Origin of the sequence: Streptococcus parasanguinis, from assembly GCF_901875555.1 — a bacterium.
Taxonomy (GTDB): domain Bacteria; phylum Bacillota; class Bacilli; order Lactobacillales; family Streptococcaceae; genus Streptococcus; species Streptococcus parasanguinis_H.
In genome coordinates this window covers 91,159-111,403 of record NZ_CABFMD010000034.1, presented here as the reverse complement: position 1 = coordinate 111,403, position 20,245 = coordinate 91,159, and the positions used below count along the sequence as shown (strand labels likewise).

General features: G+C 43.7%; 13 protein-coding genes. 7 read left to right on the top strand and 6 right to left on the bottom strand.

Going from position 1 to position 20,245, the window contains the following annotated elements; all coding sequences use genetic code 11:
• Window positions 1-64: 64 nt before the first annotated feature.
• The 7 genes from ftcD to hutG all read left to right on the top strand — a co-directional run bounded on the left by ftcD (window position 65) and on the right by hutG (window position 8,103).
• Entirely contained in the window at window positions 65-964 is a 900-nt protein-coding gene (gene ftcD, locus JX304_RS08965) for a glutamate formimidoyltransferase (protein ID WP_205012208.1), read from the top strand.
• An 11-nt stretch (window positions 965-975) separates the two neighbouring features.
• Window positions 976-1,605: a cyclodeaminase/cyclohydrolase family protein gene (locus JX304_RS08960; protein ID WP_205012207.1), complete on the top strand. Its 630-nt coding sequence runs from the start codon at window positions 976-978 to the stop codon at window positions 1,603-1,605.
• Window positions 1,606-1,636: 31 nt separating this feature from the next.
• Complete coding sequence (locus tag JX304_RS08955; protein WP_205012206.1) at window positions 1,637-3,310, top strand: formate--tetrahydrofolate ligase; 1,674 nt, start codon at window positions 1,637-1,639, stop codon at window positions 3,308-3,310.
• A gap of 15 nt (window positions 3,311-3,325) precedes the next feature.
• Entirely contained in the window at window positions 3,326-3,904 is a 579-nt protein-coding gene (locus JX304_RS08950) for a HutD/Ves family protein (protein WP_205012205.1), read from the top strand.
• A 21-nt stretch (window positions 3,905-3,925) separates the two neighbouring features.
• The gene (locus tag JX304_RS08945) at window positions 3,926-5,269 is read left to right on the top strand and encodes an APC family permease (RefSeq protein WP_205012204.1); all 1,344 of its coding nucleotides are present in this window, start codon (window positions 3,926-3,928) and stop codon (window positions 5,267-5,269) included.
• A 216-nt stretch (window positions 5,270-5,485) separates the two neighbouring features.
• Window positions 5,486-7,027 carry a histidine ammonia-lyase gene (gene hutH / locus JX304_RS08940; RefSeq protein ID WP_205012202.1) on the top strand — a complete coding sequence of 514 codons (1,542 nt, stop codon included), beginning with the start codon at window positions 5,486-5,488 and terminating at the stop codon, window positions 7,025-7,027.
• A gap of 83 nt (window positions 7,028-7,110) precedes the next feature.
• On the top strand, window positions 7,111-8,103 hold the full coding sequence (gene hutG / locus JX304_RS08935; RefSeq protein WP_205012200.1) for a formimidoylglutamase: 993 nt from the start codon (window positions 7,111-7,113) through the stop codon (window positions 8,101-8,103).
• Between the two features lie 147 nt (window positions 8,104-8,250).
• On the opposite strand, the gene JX304_RS08930 is transcribed toward hutG, so the two are convergent.
• From JX304_RS08930 to JX304_RS08905, 6 genes are all read right to left on the bottom strand, one after another.
• Window positions 8,251-11,187: an AAA family ATPase gene (locus tag JX304_RS08930; protein ID WP_205012198.1), complete on the bottom strand. Its 2,937-nt coding sequence runs from the start codon at window positions 11,185-11,187 to the stop codon at window positions 8,251-8,253.
• A 130-nt stretch (window positions 11,188-11,317) separates the two neighbouring features.
• On the bottom strand, window positions 11,318-12,193 hold the full coding sequence (gene metF / locus JX304_RS08925; RefSeq protein WP_205012196.1) for a methylenetetrahydrofolate reductase [NAD(P)H]: 876 nt from the start codon (window positions 12,191-12,193) through the stop codon (window positions 11,318-11,320).
• A gap of 112 nt (window positions 12,194-12,305) precedes the next feature.
• On the bottom strand, window positions 12,306-14,555 hold the full coding sequence (gene metE / locus JX304_RS08920) for a 5-methyltetrahydropteroyltriglutamate--homocysteine S-methyltransferase (RefSeq protein ID WP_205012194.1): 2,250 nt from the start codon (window positions 14,553-14,555) through the stop codon (window positions 12,306-12,308).
• A gap of 261 nt (window positions 14,556-14,816) precedes the next feature.
• Window positions 14,817-15,800 carry a Fic family protein gene (locus JX304_RS08915; protein ID WP_205012192.1) on the bottom strand — a complete coding sequence of 328 codons (984 nt, stop codon included), beginning with the start codon at window positions 15,798-15,800 and terminating at the stop codon, window positions 14,817-14,819.
• 416 nt (window positions 15,801-16,216) lie between these two features.
• Window positions 16,217-17,824: an alpha-glucosidase gene (locus JX304_RS08910; RefSeq protein WP_205012190.1), complete on the bottom strand. Its 1,608-nt coding sequence runs from the start codon at window positions 17,822-17,824 to the stop codon at window positions 16,217-16,219.
• A gap of 68 nt (window positions 17,825-17,892) precedes the next feature.
• Entirely contained in the window at window positions 17,893-20,124 is a 2,232-nt protein-coding gene (locus JX304_RS08905) for a glycoside hydrolase family 31 protein (RefSeq protein WP_205012188.1), read from the bottom strand.
• Window positions 20,125-20,245: the final 121 nt, after the last annotated feature.

The following is a 20,245-nucleotide window of genomic DNA, read 5'->3' as shown; positions in this document are numbered from 1 at the left end:
AGAAGGGGGAGGAAAATACAAAGACTTCTCCTCCCCAACTTCTCCTATAAAAAGAGGTAATCATATGGCAAAAATTGTTGAGTGTATTCCAAACTTCTCTGAAGGACGCAATCAGGCTGTGATCGACGGATTAGCCGCAACAGCAAAAAGTATTCCAGGTGTCACTTTACTCGACTACTCGTCTGATGCCAGTCACAATCGTAGCGTCTTTACACTCGTTGGGGATGAAGAAAGCATTCAGGAAGTGGCTTTCCAATTGGTGAAATATGCTTCTGAAAACATTGATATGACCAAGCACGAAGGCGAACACCCTCGTATGGGGGCAACGGACGTTTGTCCATTTGTTCCGGTTAAAGATATCACTACAGCCGAATGTGTTGAAATCGCTAATAAAGTGGCCGAACGCATCAATCGCGAATTAGGTATTCCAATCTTCCTTTACGAAGATGCCGCAACTCGTCCAGAACGGAAAAACTTGGCTAAAGTGCGCAAAGGACAATTTGAAGGAATGCCAGAAAAATTGTTGGAAGAAGACTGGAAGCCAGACTACGGCGAACGCAAGATTCACCCAACTGCAGGGGTTACAGCCGTTGGTGTCCGTATGCCACTCGTTGCTTTCAATATTAACCTTGACACAGATGATCTAAATATTGCCAATAAAATTTCTAAAATCATTCGCGGATCAAGCGGTGGATACAAATACTGTAAAGCGATCGGTGTCATGCTAGAAGATCGTAACATCGCCCAAGTCTCCATCAACATGGTCAACTTAGAACAATTCCCGCTGTATCGTGTCGTTGAAACCGTTCGTTTCGAAGCACAACGCTACGGTGTTCGCATCATCGGAACAGAACTTATCGGACTCGCTCCTGCTAAGGCTTTGATCGACTCTGCTGAATACTACTTGCAATTAGAAGACTTTGACTACAGCAAACAAGTCTTGGAAAATCACTTGTTGGGTTAGAAAGGGGAGCTATGAAACTAGTTGACTTAAGTATTACAGAGTTTGCCAAGGTCCTTGGTTCGGATGCTCCAGCTCCAGGTGGTGGTTCTGCCGCTGCCCTATCCGCTGCGAATGGGATTTCCCTTACAAAAATGGTCTGTGAACTGACCATTGGAAAGAAAAAATACGCTGAATTCGAAGACCATATCAAAGGGGTTCACGAAAAAAGCGCTCACCTCCAAGACCAGTTACTAGAAGCTATTGACAAGGATACAGAAGCTTTCAATATCGTATCAGCTGTCTTTGATCTTCCAAAAGAAACGGAAGAAGAGAAAGCCGCTCGTCGTGAAGCCATGCAAAAAGCCTTGAAACATGCGACAGTATCTCCTTTCTCTATGATGGAGCTCATCGTCGAGGCGCTTGAAACCACCAAAGAAGCTGTTGGCAAGTCCAACACCAATGCGGCGAGTGACTTAGGAGTTGCTGCTCTCAATCTCAAAGCTGGCCTTCAAGGGGCTTGGCTCAACGTCCTGATCAACATTTCAGGAATCAAGGACCAAGACTTTGTCCAAGAATACCACGGCAAGGGTCTCGAACTCCTCCAAACAGGTTCTGACCTTGCAGACAACATATACCAAACTATTTTAGAAAGTCTATCATAAACCTAACAAACAAATAGAAAGAAGGGATTCTATGGTTTTATCGGATATTGAAATTGCCAATTCTGTCCAAATGAAGCCCATCACAGATATCGCCGCTGAACTTGGATTGACTGAAGACGACATTTCGCTTTACGGAAAATACAAGGCAAAAATTGATAGCAACCAACTGGAACAACTCAAGGATAAGGAAGATGGAAAGCTGATCCTCGTGACAGCCATCTCTCCCACACCTGCTGGAGAAGGAAAGACAACCACTTCTGTCGGCTTGGTCGATGCTCTTTCAGCTATTGGTGAAAAAGCCGTCATTGCCCTGCGCGAACCTTCTCTTGGCCCTGTCTTTGGAATCAAGGGTGGAGCTGCCGGTGGTGGATACGCCCAAGTGGTTCCAATGGAAGATATCAACCTTCACTTCACAGGAGACTTCCATGCCATTGGGATTGCCAATAACCTCCTTGCAGCCTTGATTGACAACCATATCCATCATGGCAATGAGTTGGGCATCGATTCTCGTCGGATTACCTGGAAACGGGTGGTCGATATGAACGACCGTCAACTCCGTCATATTGTCGATGGCCTTCAAGGAAAAACAAATGGGGTTCCTCGTGAAGATGGTTTTGACATCACAGTTGCTTCTGAAATCATGGCTATTCTCTGTCTCTCAGAAAATATCCTTGACCTCAAAGAACGTCTCGATCGCATCATTATTGGGTACAACTACCAGGGACAACCGGTCACAGCTAAAGACCTCAAGGCTGGAGGTGCTATGGCAGCTGTGCTCAAAGATGCCATTCATCCGAACTTGGTACAAACCTTAGAACATACTCCTGCTATCATCCACGGCGGACCATTTGCCAATATCGCTCACGGTTGTAACAGTGTACTGGCTACTAAACTGGCCCTCAAATATGCAGACTATGTTGTGACAGAAGCTGGCTTCGGAGCAGACTTAGGTGCTGAAAAATTCATCGACATCAAGTGCCGCATGGCAGGACTCAAACCTGCTGCCGTTGTCCTCGTCGCAACCATCCGTGCCCTCAAGATGCATGGTGGAGTTGCCAAAGCGGACTTGGCTACCGAAAATGTCCAAGCTGTCATCGATGGTCTACCAAACTTAGACAAACACTTGGCCAACATCCAAGAAGTCTATGGCCTACCTGTGGTCGTTGCCATTAATAAATTCCCTCTGGATACAGAAGCGGAACTTGAAGCCGTATACGAATCATGTAAGAAACGCAATGTAGATGTTGTCATTTCAGATGTCTGGGCAAATGGTGGCGCTGGTGGACGCGACCTAGCTGAAAAAGTCATTCAACTAGCTCAAGAAGAAAACCACTTCTCTTATGTCTATGACCAAGAAGACAGCATCGAAACAAAATTAACCAAGATCGTTACAAAAGTCTATGGTGGTAAAGGCATTAGCTTAACACCATCGGCCAAACGCGAACTTAAAGAATTGGAAGCTCTTGGCTTCTCAAGCTATCCAATCTGTATGGCAAAAACGCAATACTCCTTCTCAGATGATGCGAAGAAGATGGGAGCACCAAAAGATTTCACTGTTAAAATCAGCAATCTCAAGGTAGCTGCAGGAGCTGGCTTCATTGTGGCTCTCACCGGTACCATCATGACCATGCCTGGCCTACCAAAAGTACCTGCCAGTGAAAAGATTGATATCGATGCCCAAGGCAATATCACTGGTCTCTTTTAAGAAAGAAGGCGTCCTATGGTGACCATCCTTCATCTTACCCCCGCAGATTATCAAATTTCTACCTGGTCCGGTGGCCAAACCACCCAACTCTTCCTCTCCCCTGAGGGAGGAAGTTATCCAGATCGGACTTTTGACTTCCGCCTCTCCACCGCAACGGTGGAGGTTGAAAAAAGTAACTTTACCGATCTCACTGGCTACCACCGAATCTTGATGCCCTTGAATGCCTCCATTCGACTTACCCATCATCATAATGAAGTGGTTTTGAACCCCTTTCAAAGCTACTTCTTTAATGGGGGAGATCCTGTATTTAGCCAAGGAACTTGTCAAGACTTTAATTTGATCTACAAGCCTTCTTATCAGGGGCATATGAGTGCTATATTCCCAAAAGAGAGTGTCAAAAGTCAAAGTCGCTATCAATTGATCTATGCACTTTGTTCACTAACACTCACATGGGGAACAAATCATACTCAAACTCTCCAAACTCACGAGCTCCTGGTGATCGAACAACCATCTCCTCTTCAAGAGATGACAATCACGTTTTTACCCCATCAGTCTGGGGAGCAACCGATTGCTATCTGGACTGGACTACAATAATGTTCACAAAGGAGAAACATTATGAACGGAGCACATAAACAGTCGATTGAGGAACAAGAAAAAGCGAAATTCAGCTTTAGCGGTGCCACTCTATACGGTATCAATGCCGTAATCGGATCTGGTATCTTCCTCCTCCCTCAAAAAATTTATTCCGGCCTCGGACCAGCTTCCCTAGCTATTATGTTCGGAGTAGCCATTCTCGTCATGCTACTTTCAGCCTGTCTGGCTGAAACGGCTGGCTACTTCGATAAAAACGGTGGAGCCATGCAATACTCCAAAGCCGCTTTCGGAGACTTCGTCGGCTTTAACGTTGGGATTCTCGGTTGGGCCGTTACCGTCATCGCTTGGGCTGCCATGTTAGCCGGCTTTGCTAAGATCTTCATCATTACCTTCCCAGCATTTGAAGGCTACAACCTTCCGATCAGTATCGGTATGCTGGTTCTCTTGAGTCTGATGAACATTGCCGGTCTGAAAACCTCTAAGATGTTCACTCTGACAGCTACTGTTGCAAAATTAATTCCGATTGTCCTCTTCTCTCTCTTTGCCATCTTCTTCATTTCTGGTGGAGTGAGCAAGGGCAATTTCACACCTTTCCTTCAATTGGAAAGTGGAACAAGTCTCTTCAGTTCTATTTCTAGTACAGCAGTCTACATCTTCTACGGTTTCATCGGATTTGAAACCATGTCTATCGTTGCAGGGGAAATGCGCAACCCTGAAAAAAACGTTCCCCGCGCTATTCTGGGTTCTATCAGTATTGTATCTGTTCTCTATATGTTGATCATCGCTGGAACAATCGCCATGCTGGGTGGTCGCATTATGCAAACTGATGCACCCGTACAAGACGCATTTGTCGAAATGATTGGCCCTATCGGAGCTCCACTCGTTTCTTACGGAGCCCTCATTTCAATTGCTGGATTAAACATTGGTGAATCCATCATGGTCCCTCGTTTCGGTGCCGCATTAGCAACTGAAAAACTTTTGCCAGAGGGTCTTGGAAAAACAAATTCTAAGAATGCCCCTGTCATTGCCATTATCATTTCTGGCACCTTCGCTTTCTTACTCTTGTTATCTGGCTCTTTCGAATCATTAGCAACCTTTAGTGTTGTCTTCCGTTTCTTCCAATACATTCCAACTGCTTTGGCAGCCATCAAACTCAGAAAAATGTACCCAGACAAAAAGGTTACCTTCCGAATGCCATTTGGTCCTGTTATCCCTGTTCTAGCTGTTGTGATCAGTATCTTGATGATCGCAGGGGACAACCTAATGAACTTTGTTTGGGGGGTCATCGGTCTCGTGATTGCAAGTGGACTTTACTTTGTTTTCCACGGCGATAAACTACATAAATCGAAATCACTACCTGACTAATTTTCTTTCCACAGTATATGGGAACATAGACGGGCGTGAAGTTCGGTTTTGCTCCCGAGTCCATCTAGGACTCTACGAATATCAAATCTGAGCACTTTTCTCTAAGACTCTTCTCAAACTTCTTAAGATCAATAGACAATGGGCTCATGTTAGGTATTCAAACTGAAGTAACACATCTACTTCCACAGAACAACTATTCATAATCGGAGGTTTTATATGACTCAATTGATTCATTTAGATGGCAATAGCTTAACACTCGAAGAAGTCATCGCTGTAGCTCGTCACGGTGCCCAATGTGAGCTTGATGAACATGCCAAAGAAGCCGTTATCGCATCCCGTAAAATCGTTGATGACATTGTCCGCGAAAAACGAGTCGTCTATGGTGTGACCACTGGATTTGGTTCCCTCTGTAATGTCAGTATTTCTCCAGAAGATACTGTTCAACTGCAAGAAAACCTGATTCGGACTCACTCATCTGGCTTTGGTGATCCACTTCCAGAAGATGCCGTTCGTGCCATCATGCTGATCCGTATCAACTCACTTTTGAAAGGCTATTCTGGCATTCGTCTGTCAACTGTTGAAAAACTGTTAGAATTACTTAATAAAGGAGTCACTCCTTATATTCCTGAAAAAGGCTCTCTCGGAGCTTCTGGAGACTTAGCTCCTCTTGCTCATATGGTTTTACCAATGCTAGGTCTTGGACGCGCCTACTACAAAGGAGAACTTCTCAGTGGCCAAGAAGCCTTGGATCGTGCTGGAATTGAAAAGATCAAATTGGCTGCCAAAGAAGGACTTGCCTTGATCAACGGTACGACCGTCCTAACGGGTATCGGTGCTCTTGCGACTTACGATGGTATCCAATTGCTCAAACTCTCTGATATCGCTGGTGCTCTTTCAATGGAAGTTCACAATGGGATTACCAGCCCATTTGAAGAAGACCTTCATACCATCCGCCCACAAAGTGGACAATTGGCCACCGCACGCAACATCCGTAACCTCCTTGAAGGAAGTAAAAACACGACCGTTGCAACCCAACAACGGGTCCAAGATCCATACACACTCCGCTGTATTCCTCAAATTCACGGGGCCAGCAAGGACTCGATCGCATACGTAAAAGAAAAAGTTGAAATCGAAATCAACTCTGTGACGGATAACCCAATCATCACCAAGGAAGGGCACGTCATCTCAGGTGGTAATTTCCACGGTGAACCAATGGCACAACCATTTGACTTCTTGGGTATTGCCCTTTCTGAAATCGGAAACGTATCTGAACGTCGGGTGGAACGCTTGGTCAACAGCCAACTCAGCAAATTGCCATCCTTCTTGGTCAAACACCCTGGCCTCAACTCAGGTTTCATGATTACCCAGTATGCTTGTGCATCCCTTGCATCGGAAAATAAAATCTTGGCTCACCCTGCTAGTGTCGATTCTATTCCATCTTGTGAAAACCAAGAAGATTTCGTCAGCATGGGAACCACTGCCGCTCGTAAAGCAGCAGAAATTCTTAAGAACTCCCGTCGCATTGTTGCTACTGAAATCATGGCAGCTTGCCAAGCCTTGGATCTCAAACCAGAAAATCATGAACTTGGTAAAGGTACAAAACCAGCTTATGATCTGATTCGCCAAAAACTGAACTTCATAGAATTTGACAAAGATATCGAAATCTTTGAAGAACTCAATAAAGCATCTGCTGTTGTCGAAAGCGAAGAATTTTTAGCAACCATTGAAAAAGCAGTTGACTTAAGCATTCAATACTGATACAGTAAGAATAAAGCAAAAACAGAGGCTGGCGATCTTCTCAGCCTCTGCATGCTTTCAGAAAAATAAGGGAGGCGACAAGCTTGCTCACAAACTACTATCCAATGACCTATAGCTACTACCAAGGTAGTATCGAGGACAATCCCTACACAGCCAAATGGGGAATGGTCACCAAATTTTTAGACCTAAACGACGAGACCCTCACTCCATTTGAGGGAATGACCTTTGGGATCATCGGCTTTAAGAGCGACAAAGGAGTCTATATCAACAACGGGCGCGTAGGAGCGGTCGAGGGTCCTACAGCCATCCGTTCTCAAATCGCCAAACTTCCATGGCACTGGGGAACCAATGTGACAGTGTATGATGTGGGAAATATTGACGGGCCCAACCATTCACTAGAAGAACTCCAAGAAAGTCTCTCACAAGCGATCCAGCGCATGTACCAATTAGGGATCCAACCTATTGTCCTAGGAGGCGGTCACGGAACTGCTTACGGCCACTATCTAGGGATTCAATCCAGTTTGGAAAAAAATGAACAACTGGCTGTGATCAATCTGGATGCCCATTTTGATTTGCGCCCTTATGACCAAACTGGTCCCAACTCCGGAACGGGTTTTCGTCAAATGGCTGATCATGCAAAAGAAAAGGGGCAGGACTTTCCTTACCTCATCCTTGGGATCCAAGAGCACAATAACAACCTCTTCCTCTTTAATTACGTTGCTAAAACACCAAGTATTGATTTCTTAACCGGGCAAGACCTCTTCCAGATGAGCCACCAAGCCATTCTGGATCGAATCGATCAATTTTTAGAAAACCAAACAGCGGTCTATCTTTCTATTGATATGGATTGCTTTGCGGTTGGCTCTGCCCCTGGTGTTAGTGCTATCCAATCACTTGGAGTCGATCCCAAACTAGCCCTCATGCTTCTCCAACACATTGCTGCTAGTGGTAAGCTAATCGGATTTGATGTCGTAGAAGTTTCTCCTCCTCATGACATCGACAATCATACTTCAAATCTTGCTGCGACCTTTATCTTTTATTTGACCCAAATATTGGCGCAACAAAAACTGAACTAAGAACATTTCGAGTCACAAAAAAAGCATGGAAACACTCATTGCTAGAGTATTTCTATGCTTTTTCTTTATTTTCAGATGCAGTAGTCTTTCCGACAAAGATCCGAAAGGAGTCCTGCCCACTTATCCTTTCCTTATTTTTTAGGCACCCTACATGTCTTTTAATTTCTTAAGAAACTGACGATCTCTGTATGGATTCAAGTGTTGCTCTGCCACCTTCTTGTAGTAATTCTTATCTTCTTTCAAGTAAGGGATCAAGACCGGATCAAGTTCTTCTCCTTTTTCCTTTTGATTAGATAAGAAAGCCAGTAGATAATGTACCATCCCCTTATCCCGTGAATTAGCAGATGCATTCATCGTCCTTTCTTTTCGAGCCAGATAAGCCGCAAGGTTCTCTTGATCCCCTTGCTGACAGGCGATTAAGGATTGATAAAATTCGAGCAATTCTTCCTTCCAAGGGAAGCGAACACTGGACAAAATCTTCTGAGCTCTGTCAAAACAGAGGCGAGCTTGGATCAAATCTCCCTTCCAATAATAGGCGATGCCCAGATCAATATCAAAGACAACACGGACAGAATCAACCGCTTGATCTTCCACCAAACGCAGAACCTCTTCTAAGTGGGTAACAGCTACTTGGAAATGACCCCTGATTTGCTCTATTTCAGCGAGGTAGGCCAAAGAAGCCGCAATTTGAATGGCATACTTGGTCTGCATACTATAGGTCAAACTAAAGCAATCAATGGAGCGGTACAGATGCCGGGTCGCCTGCTCCTCATCCCCAACCATCAGATGATACAAACCTTTCAAACGCAACTGGATCGCGATGACCTCATGATTGTTGGCTTGGATAGCATCTTCCAGAGCCAAATCTGTATAATAGGCCATCTCAGAAATATTTTCTGTTTGAATGCAATAATAAATGATTTGCCGGTAGCCTTCTAAGAGGAAGTCTGACTGTTTGAGTTCCCGTGCAAAGGAGATGACCTTTTGGATATCATGTATGCCCTCTTGATACTCCCCATTTCGAATAAAATAGCGACCTTCTAGGTACAAGTAACGCAGTTGCAAATACTTGTATTCTCTATCTCTTTGGTGTCTTGAAAATAGGTCTTCTAATCCTTGACGCAGCCGGGATAACTCCCCCAAAATATCCAAATGGCTATTTGTACCGTCTGATAGGACTCCCTCATCTGCCTTGGAATAAATCGGAAACAGTTCATGCTCCAGCTGAAGAATTTCTTCTAAGTAAGTCAACTCAAACGATAAGGAGCGCAAGAGATTTTGCGATTGCTTATATTGGTAGGCAATTTCCTTATAAAGAAGAAGGTCCGTTGAATCTTCTAAGGTTTCTTCCAATTTTTGCGCAATTTGTTGGTGGAAGAGGCGCCTTCTAGCTGGCGAGAGGAGTTGGTAGAAGTACTTGGCTACCAATTGCTTGCAAAATTGAACCAAGAGATCCTCCCCTTCTTCTACGATTGAGACGATCGCTCTTTCAGATAATGGCTCGACTAATTCTATCAAAACAGGAAGCTCTGTAGCTGTCAAATCAGCCAAGATAGACAAGGAGATCGGCTTATGAAAACAGGATAGGTAATGAAGAAGAGCTTCTTCCTCACTGCTCATATTCCCAAGCTCCTGAGAAAGATAGGCTTGAATGATATCCGGCAAGGGCTCTAAATTTTCATTATCTTTCCACTCTTCGATATAGCTGGACAGGAAGAAGGGACTGCCTTCACTCCATTCGACCATCTGCTCCATCACGACCGGCTCTATCTCCCCCAGTTCCCCTTTCAAGAGAGCACGACTTTCACTTGGTGCAAAATTGGTCAATTCTAGTTGAGACAAGCGTTTTTCTACCTTCAAGCCTGCTAAGAAACTGGCGAAGGAATCTGGCAAGGGCCCTTCAGCTGTAAAAATCAGTTGCCATTTGTCCAGCTTTCTTCTCTCTTCTAATTGTTTCACTTTTTTTAGAGAGACTGCGTCAATCCACTGGGCATTTTCAAGTAGAATCAGGAGCGGTTTTTCTTTGCTAAGACCTTGAAGCTGATTCCATACAGATGTGAGATCATCTTTCTCTTCTACAAGAGAAATCTCCATTTCTCCTTCCAGTGTCTCTAGAGCTTGTCTGAGATCATTCCAGGTGCTTCCTTCGTAGCGTTGACTGGTAGCTTTTCCTTCAACCTTGATAAAGTTAAAACTGCGATTGGACATCAAGACCAACTGTCGTAACAGACGTTTCTTACCTGTTCCAGATTGCCCCATCACGAGAAAAGGTCCTACCGCTTCACCTGTCTGGACTAAGGAAAGGTATTCCTCGAGTTGCGAGAGTTCTTGTTTACGGCCAAAAAAGGAAAGTTCACGGATATTTAAGCGATTGGTCAGTTTATGAGTTCGTTTAGCTTCCAAAACGGAGTGATAAAGTTCCTCAATAGCTCGACTGGGACGCACACTGAGCTCGCGATCCAATAAATCGACTAGCTTATAATAGGTCTCGAAAAATTTTCCTAGCTGGTGATGGAAACTATAATACTCCATCAAGAGCTGGTAGTTTTTCTCTTCATATTCATCCAGCTCTACTAAATGATGGAGCAAGAGTTCTATACTAGAGTCTCCAAAACCGACCTTTTCAATTTTTTGATAGCAACTTTCAACGTAGAGCTTCCTATAAGCATCCCGTTTTCGAGAAACCCACTGATTAAAGTCTTCATCATCCTTGACATAGAAACCCTCTAAAAAGTCTCCTCGATAAAGATCCAAGGCACTTAGTGGATCTCTTTCAAAGAGTTTGACATCCAAAGAAAGGCTCAAGTCAGGATTAAGGGCCAAACTGCTCCGACTTGGAGAAACAATGATATCTCCTTCAAAGATTTTATTGGCTTGGTAAACCGTATTCCGTAAGTTTTTGCGAGCTACTTGGTTTTCCTTATCTCCCCAAAGAATACCGGCGATTTCATCGCGGTTGACCTGGCCCATAACTGCCAAGTAATAAAGCAAGGCTTCTATCTTCGAGAAAGAAAACCGAATATCTTTCTGATTGAAAACAACCTTAGGGGGTCCAAATAACTTTAACTTCATATTTTTCTTCATTGCAAGCGCCTCCAAAATTATATTAGTTATACTATAAAAAAAGTTGGCTTTTAGCAAGTGATTTATCCAAATAAAAAGAGATTAAGAACTATTCTTTCTCAATCTCTACACTTCCTACTAAAAGTGTTGATTAACTCACTTCAAAATTCGGTTGATGATCAAATAAAGCCTTTGTTGCTTGGTAGACGTGGTAAGCGACATCTTCATTGTTCATGGTGTAAAGATGGACACCTGCCACATCTTGAGTAACCAAATCAACGATTTGATCGACTGCATAAGCCAAGCCAGCTGCGCGAAGGGATTCTGGATCATGCTCATACTTGTCTAAAATCGCTTTAAACTTCCGTGGGATATGAACATTTTCACAAGTTTTGAGGAGACGAAGGGCTTGGTTTCTGTTAAGAATCGGCATCACTCCTGCATGAATAGGAACATTGATCCCGGCTAAAGTACACTTATCTTGAAAATCATAGAAACGCTCATTGTCAAAGAAAAGTTGAGTGACCAAGCTAGAGCACCCTGCATCTACCTTCTTTTTAAGATTTTGAATATCTGAAATTTGGTTGGGCGAATCCGGATGTCCCTCAGGATAGCAAGCACCAATTACCTCAAAATGGGGAGCTTCTGTTTTGATAAATTCAATCAGGTCCGTTGCATAGCGAAAGTCTTTTAAAGGTTCTACACCAGGGATAATATCCCCACGCAGAGCCAAGATCCGATGCACCCCGACTTCATCTAACTCCTGAAGAGTATCAGCCACTTTTTCCTTGCTCAAATAGACTGCTGGCAAGTGAGCAATTGTCGGAATAGACAATTCATTTTGAATGTAATTGGCTAAAGCAACCGTCGTCTCTTTAATATTGTATTTATTATTGCTAGCGGTCACACTAATGAAGTGAGGGGCTAGCTCCTGCATATTTGCCAAGGCACGTAAGAGCTTGGCATTGCCTACTTCAGGATTTGGAGGAAAAACTTCAAATGACAGAGACGGTGTGTGTTGTGACATATTCTATCCTTTTCTTTTGTTTCGTTGATCAAGAACTCTGAGCCACTATTTCTAGGATAAGGGATGAGTCGAAAACCCTCTACACGATGATAGAAGGTCCTCGAAACATTTCTTACAAGTGTTCACGCGCTTCTTTAGCAGCATTAACTAGTTTGATCAAGCTTTCTTTTGTTTCTTTAATTCCACGAGTCTTCAAACCACAGTCAGGGTTGATCCAAACTTTGCCACTTGGTACTTTGGCCAAGATTGCTTCAATTGTGTGATCAATTTCACCGTCTTGTGGGACACGTGGTGAGTGGATATCGTAAACCCCAGGTCCAACTTCTGTTTGGAAGTTTTTGGCTTTCAACTCATCCAAGATTTCAAGGTTTGAACGGCTCGCTTCAAATGAGATAACGTCCGCATCCAAGTTATCGATAGCTGGGATGATATCTGTAAATTCTGAGTAACACATGTGCGTGTGGATTTGTGTGTCTGGTGCTACTGTTGAGTGTACCAAACGGAAGGCTGGAATCGCCCAGTCAAGGTAATCTTCGTACCAGTCACTGCGACGGAGTGGCAATTTTTCACGAAGTGCGGCTTCATCGATTTGGATGATTTTCACACCTGCCGCTTCAAGGTCAAGTACTTCATCCTTGATGGCAAGAGCGATCTGAAGAGTAGAATCCTTGATAGAGATGTCTTCACGTGGGAATGACCAGTTAAGGATGGTAACCGGTCCAGTCAACATCCCCTTAACAGGTTTGTTTGTACGACTTTGTGCGTAGCTAGACCATTTCACAGTGATAGGGTTGAGACGAGTGACATCTCCCCAGATGATTGGTGGTTTCACTCCACGCATACCGTATGATTGTACCCAACCGTTTTTAGAGAAGAGGTAACCAGACAAGTTTTGACCGAAGTACTCCACCATGTCGTTCCGTTCAAACTCACCGTGTACCAGCACGTCAAATCCAACTTCTTCTTGCCATTTGATCCATTCGTCGATCGTTTTAGCAAGGAAGGCATCGTATTCTTCTTGTGACAATTCACCCTTACGGAAAGCCAAACGTTTGGCACGTACTTCTTTCGTTTGAGGGAAGGAACCGATGGTTGTTGTTGGAAGAGCAGGAAGCTTGAAGGCTTCTTTTTGGATTTCTTCCCGTTCTGCGAAGGCTGGCAAACGAGTGTAGTCTGCTTCTGTCAACGCTGCGATGCGAGCATGAAGTTCCGCATTTGCTCCGACACGTTCTGTCGCAAAGAGTTCTTTGTTGGCAGCAAGAGCTTCTGCGCCTTGACCGTTGCGGATAGCATCCAAATCACGCAATTCACCCAATTTTTCAACCGCAAAGGCAAAGTGGTTCAAGATTGCTGGCTCAAAATCTTCATTAGCTGTTGTAAATGGCACATGAAGAAGAGAACATGAAGTTGTCAAGACAACCTTTTCAGCTGGAACTTGATCCAAGATTTCCAAGCTCTTTTCATAGTTATTACGCCAGATATTTTTACCATTCACAATACCAGCATAGAGAGTCTTGTCAGCTGGGAATCCACCTTTAACGAGTTCAAGTGTTTTCTTCCCTTCAACAAAGTCAAGACCAATACCATCTACTGGCAAGTTCACGAGGTCATTGTAGACATCACGAACATCACCAAAGTAAGTTTGGATCAAGACTTCAAGGCCTTTCTTGTCCGCCAAGAGTTTGTTGTAGAGGTTCAAGAAGAGGGCTTTTTCTTCAGCTGACAAATCTTTGACAAGAGCTGGCTCATCGAGTTGAATACGAGTAGCACCAAGCTCTGCCAATTTGGCAAAGACTTCTTGGTAAGCAGCAACCAAGCTGTCGACGAAGTCTTCAGCTTTTACACCATCTTCAAAGTCAGATAATTGAAGGAAAGTGAATGGCCCAACAACAACTGGACGAGTGTTGATACCCAATTCTTTTGCTTCTTGGTACTCATCAAAAATCTTGTGACCAGCCAATTTCACTTCTGTTGTTTTTTCAAATTTTGGAACAATGTAATGGTAGTTCGTGTTGAACCATTTCTTCATTGGAAGGGCACGCACATCCCCTTTTTCACCTTGGTAACCACGCGCCAAAGCAAAGTATTGTTCAAGGTCTGTCAAATCCAAGTTTTGAACAGATGCTGGCACGACGTTGAAAAGGAAGGCTGTATCAAGGAAATTGTCGTAATGTGAGAAGTCATTTGAAGGAATCTCTGAGATGCCTTGCTCTTTGACAATGTTCCAGTGTTTTGCACGCAAGTCTTTGGCGGCTGCCAAGAGCTCGTCTGCTGAGATTTCTTTTCTAAAGTATTTTTCAGTTGTAAATTTTAATTCACGGAATTCACCCAAACGTGGGAAACCGATAATTGTAGTTGACATGTTGTGTCCTCCAAAAATTCTAATTGACACTATCATATCAGAAGATAGCCGTCTTGTATAATTGCTTTTACACGAATTTTGATATAGGTAAAAACTATAACGCAGATTTAATAGGTCTTGGGACCAGAGATCAAAAGCAAAAACTAGGACCACTTATAAATATTTCCTATAGCCCATGCATCACCGAACCATTTTTGAGCGGATTTACTCCAAACAAAAACCTGCCTCCAAGAGAGGCAGGTGTTATTTTTTAACTTTCATCTATCCCTTCAATTGATAAGAGCGATCTCTGGTTGTCCCACTTATTTGTAGAATATCTAGTTCAACAAAACGCTTAAGATATCTTCTAACGGTTGCTTGACTGAATCCAGTCAATTCCTGTGTTTTGAAGTTGTTTATTTGACCATAAACCTCTAAATAGGCGTATATCGTCTCAAGGATCATTTGTTCTTTCGGTTTTAATATTGAATCCCAGCGTTTAGATATTCCCTGTCTGGTGTCTCTGCCATATTCCTCTAGAGTTTCTAATATGACCTCCAACATAAACTCCGTAAAAAATGTTGAATCGTTGGCCTCGTTACTTATGGTTAAAGCATCATAATAGCCCTGTTGATGTTGATAAATGACTGACTCTACTGGCAACCATTCAAAAATTGGATTCCACTTACTTAAGATTAAGCTTTGCCATAAACGTCCCATCCGCCCGTTTCCATCCTCAAAAGGATGTATGATTTCCAGTTCAAAATGAACGATACAGGATTTTACGATTGCAGGTATTTGGCTATCTTTCGCCCAAGAAAATAAGTCTTGAACCAGCTTTGGAACATATTGTGGACGTGCTCCAATATGAACAACCTGCCCCAAAGAATCATATACACCGATATCTCCCAATCTGAACTGCCCCGGGTGTTTTACAAGATCTTTTGTCAGAAGTCGATGGGCCATCAGAAAATCTCCAACAAGATAGGGATCTAATTCAAATACATGCTCATAAGCCTCATAAGCATTTTGAACTTCATGTATATCTTTTAGAGGCCCTAACACCCTTCTCCCTTCAATAATATCTGTCACCTGCTCGAGGGATAAACTATTATTTTCAATTGCCAGCGAAGATTGAATCGAACGAATTCGATTTTCTTTCCGAAGGTGAAGCTCCCTTTTTTCAATAGATAATAAAGTAGTTCGCTCAGATATTTGCTGGACCAAGCTTAATATTTTTTCTGTAATCTGATAATTTGGTTTCATATTTTTCTCAGTTCCTTTTTTCTAACACCTCATTATATCATTTTTGAGCGGATTTTGAGCGGATTTTGAGCGGATTGCACTAGAAGAACAGCCCCTAAAAAGTAAAGCAGGCCTTCTCTATCGAGAAAGACCTGTGCAAGCATAAACAAACTGCTCTTGTTTACAAATCTAAGAAATTCTATAAAAAATGTATTCGTCAGAATGATTCTATCATCTACTGAAACTTTCCGCCGTGAGAAAAGTGCTAGAAACACTTTTATTTCTAGCACTCGGGAGTTTTGAGACCTTAGGCTCAAAACTAAGTCATGGAACTTCTTTGAAGTTCGCTGACGTCCGTACTCACCTAAGGAAAGTTTTTTAGATGACTTCGTCCTCAATCTGACAGTCCTTCTCTACTGAGAAAGACCTGCTTCTACTTAGGCTAATTTGACACAGAAAGCATCCCAAGGGGCTAACTTGCCCGATTCGAGGACTTGCTCCACCTTGGTATTGGCAATGAGAACCTCTTCAACTCCATTGACAAGCGGTAAGTCTTGCTCTTGACTTGAGAGATTGACAACGACGAGGTAGACTTGCTCTCCTTCTACCCGCTTATAAGCAAAGACCTTGTCTACTGCGTCCACCAATTCATAATCAGCCGTCACAAGCCAAGGATGCTCTTTTCGCAAGGCTATGAGAGCTTGGTAGGTATAGAAAATGGAGTCTGGATCTGTCAGGGCAGCCTCTACATTGATTTCTTTGTAATTTGGATTGACAGCAAGCCATGGACGACCTGTCGTAAAGCCAGCTTCCGCTTTATGATTCCACTGCATCGGTGTCCGTGCATTGTCCCGACCAATATGGCGGATTTGATCCATGATCACTTCAAGTGGCACTCCTTTTTCTAAGGCTTCGTGGGCATAGTTGATTGACTCGATATCTTCTACGTCCTCAAGGCTCTTAAATGGATAATTGGTCATCCCGATTTCTTCCCCTTGATAGATATACGGAGTCCCCTTCATCAAGTGAAGCAGAATCGCTAAAGCCTTGGCAGATTTGACACGGTAGTCGCCATCATCCCCCCAAGTTGACACAATCCGTGGGAGATCGTGGTTGTTCCAAAAGAGGGAATTCCAGCCTTCGTCTTTTCCTAATTCCGTCTGCCACTTGGTGAAAATTTCTTTCAATTTTGGCACATCCAATTCTTTAGCGTAGTGCCATTTTGGTTGACCCGGTTGGTATTGAAGACCAATGTGTTCAAATTGGAAAACCATGGACAATTCTTGATTTTTTGGATTGGAATATTGCTTAGCAATCTCTGGAGTCGCTCCCCAAGTTTCTCCCACGGTGAGCAGATCCTTATCGCCAAAGGTAGCTTGATTCATTTCCTTCAAATAAGGGTGGAGCATAGGACCATTGCTGATGATTTCCTGATCTGGGATCTTGCCGATCATATCGATGACATCCATACGGAAGCCACCAATTCCCTTGTCAATCCAGAAATTCATCATGTCATAAATCTGATGACGAAGCTCCTCGTTTTCCCAGTTGAGGTCTGGTTGCTTCTTACTAAAGTTATGCAGATAGTATTGACCAGAGGCCTCATCGAATTCCCAAGCAGAACCACTAAAAGCAGAAATAATGCCATTGGGCTCATCGCGCCAAATATAGAAATCCCGCTTTGGACTATCTGGATTTTCACGTGCTTCGATAAACCAAGCATGCTCATCAGAGGTATGGTTGACCACCAAGTCCATAATGATTTTGATCTTGCGTTTATGGCCTTCTGCGATCAATTCTTCCATATCTTCCATGCTACCAAAGATGGAGGCAATATCCTCGTAATCCGAGATGTCATAGCCGTTATCATCCATGGGACTCTTGTAGACTGGTGAGAGCCAGATCGCTGTAATCCCTAATTTTTCCAAGTAGTCTAGCTTGCTCGTGATCCCCTTGAGATCCCCGATGCCATCGCCATTACTATCCTTGAAACTCTTTGGATAAACTTGGTAAATTACGGCATTATGCCACCATTTTTGTTCCATTTCTTCTTCTCCTTTATGATTGTGAAATCACTTTCATCATACAAAAATAGGGGTGAAATTGCAAGAATTTACAAGTCTTCATTCTCTTCACTGGAATAAATCACTTCAAAGAGACGTTGACGCAAACCTTCCTCTAAAGTCGTAATAATCTTCATCAACTGTTTCCAATCCTTGGCTGTTGAACAAGCCGCAAATAATTCATTCTTCCTATCGTAGGCCAGATTGGCAGATTTCAAGAGCTCAAACATCCGATCTTCTTTTGCAGTAGGACGCGATTGCAACTCTCCCATCGCAATCTCCTGACTGTGATTGTCCACTAAGATAGGGGCTGTCTCTAAGGTATGGAGGAAGAAATGATGCTGTCTCTTTTCAGGAAGCAAGGCTATATCACCTGTTAAATCCAGCCTAATCTTTCTTTCATCCCAATTAACAGTTAGGCGGGTTTCAACCCTGTTATCTCCTTCACCTTCAACGAGTACGAAGGAACAATTGTCACCTGGGAAAAGATGCCAGTCCAGCATTTCCGGGAGCTCTACCCCTGTCTGCGGTTGTGCATCCATAGGGATGATGGCTCCTGCACGCGCAAAAACCGGAATATCCTGGCTTGCTCTAAAGACTGTAAGCTTGCCTTTTCCTTCGTACTTCCAATCATGGAAGAAATCATACCAAACTCCGTCTGGGAACCAAACACTCACAGAAGCACTATGATAGACAGGATCCAGAGCCTCTGTAATTGGGGCTACCATGAGTTCACTACCAAAGAAATATTGATTCTTCGCCTCATAAGCCTCTTCTTCGTTTGGGTAATGGTAATAGAGGGGCTGAACCAAAGGCAGTCCTTCTTCATGCGTCGCCACATTCATGGTGTAAAGATAAGGCAGTAAGCTGTGACGCAGGCGCAAATACTGCTTCATCAAGCGACAGGTCTCAGACGAGTAAAACCACGGTTCCTTACTGTTAAAGGCATTACAAGAACTATGGAGACGATTGATCGGACTAAAGACCCCAAATTGCAACCAGCGAAGAGCCAAGTCTTCATCATAGTAACCCCGCATATGGCCACCAATATCGTGACTCCACCACGTATAACCGATATTTGAAGCTGTGCTGGTAAAATAGGGTTGAAAGGCTAGGGATTCCCAAGTCACAATGGTATCCCCTGAAAAACCGATCGGATACCGGTGGCTTCCAGGACCTCCATAACGCGATAAGATGAGACCAGCTTGGCCTTTTCGGCAATTGTCTAGATAATGATAGTGATTTAACAACCAAAGGGGATCCATCTTGCCATGACTTCCCTGTTGCCAATCAATCCACCAAAAGTCGACTCCTTGATTTTCCAAGGGATGGTGGACATCTTCGAAATAAGCTTCGCGAAAAGCTGGACTGTAAAAGTCAAAGCTAGCCGCTTCTTCTTTTTCCGCATCTAATCCCAAGCGTTTTGCGACCATGGGGTAAGCATCCTCGAAGGCGCGAATGCCATCTGCTGGATGGACATTTAAGGTCACTTTTAAACCACGCTCATGCAGACCATGTAAGAAGGCAGCTGGATCAGGAATTAAGTCCCGGTTCCAACTATAGCCCGTCCAACCACTTCCAAAGCGAGCAGGAATAGCTGTCTTGTGCCAGTCCATATCGATCACACTGACAGCTAAAGGCACCCCTTCAGCCTTGAAACGATCCATCAAATCTGTGTACTCCTGACTGGTATAAGGCCAATACCGACTCCACCAGTTTCCCAGAGCATAACGTGGCAAGAGGGGGGGTTGTCCCGTCAGATGGTAAAAAGCTTTCAAGGCCTCTAGATAATCGCGCCCATAACCGAAGAAATACAGATCCACTTCTGGACATGGCCGTGCTCTAAATCCGCTTTCGACATCATACAAGTAGGAACTGGAATCGTCCAAAAGAGCATAACCTGCCTTGCTCAAGATCCCATCTTCCAACTCCATAGCTCCATCGATCTCGTCAAGCGTCCGACTGGTCCCTTTCAAGGTCTCAGGCTGATCTCCATAGTGCCACCGACTACCATAGACTGCATACTGACCCTTGAGTTCGATAAAAAGCCGATCCGGTGCAAAAGGTCCCTTTTCAAAATGAAGGTGGAGATGCTCCGTATGCAGCTCGAGGACCTCTTCGGTCTCTGTGATCTCATAAGAAACTGGTCCAAAATCTCGATCTTGCACAACTTGCGTCTGTCCATCTTCAAAAATACCATTCTCAGAATATTCCAAGCGCACCAAAGATTCCGTTAATACGGAGATTCGGTAGTTCTCTCCCTGTATCACTGATCCTGCCATTTGTCTTTCCTCCGCTTTTATGGGACATCTGACTGCCCGCTTTTTATCTGCTTTGTCTTGCTGTGTAAGCGTTTACGATTTTACTATAGCACTCAAAAAAAGGCCTGTCAACACCTGGCAG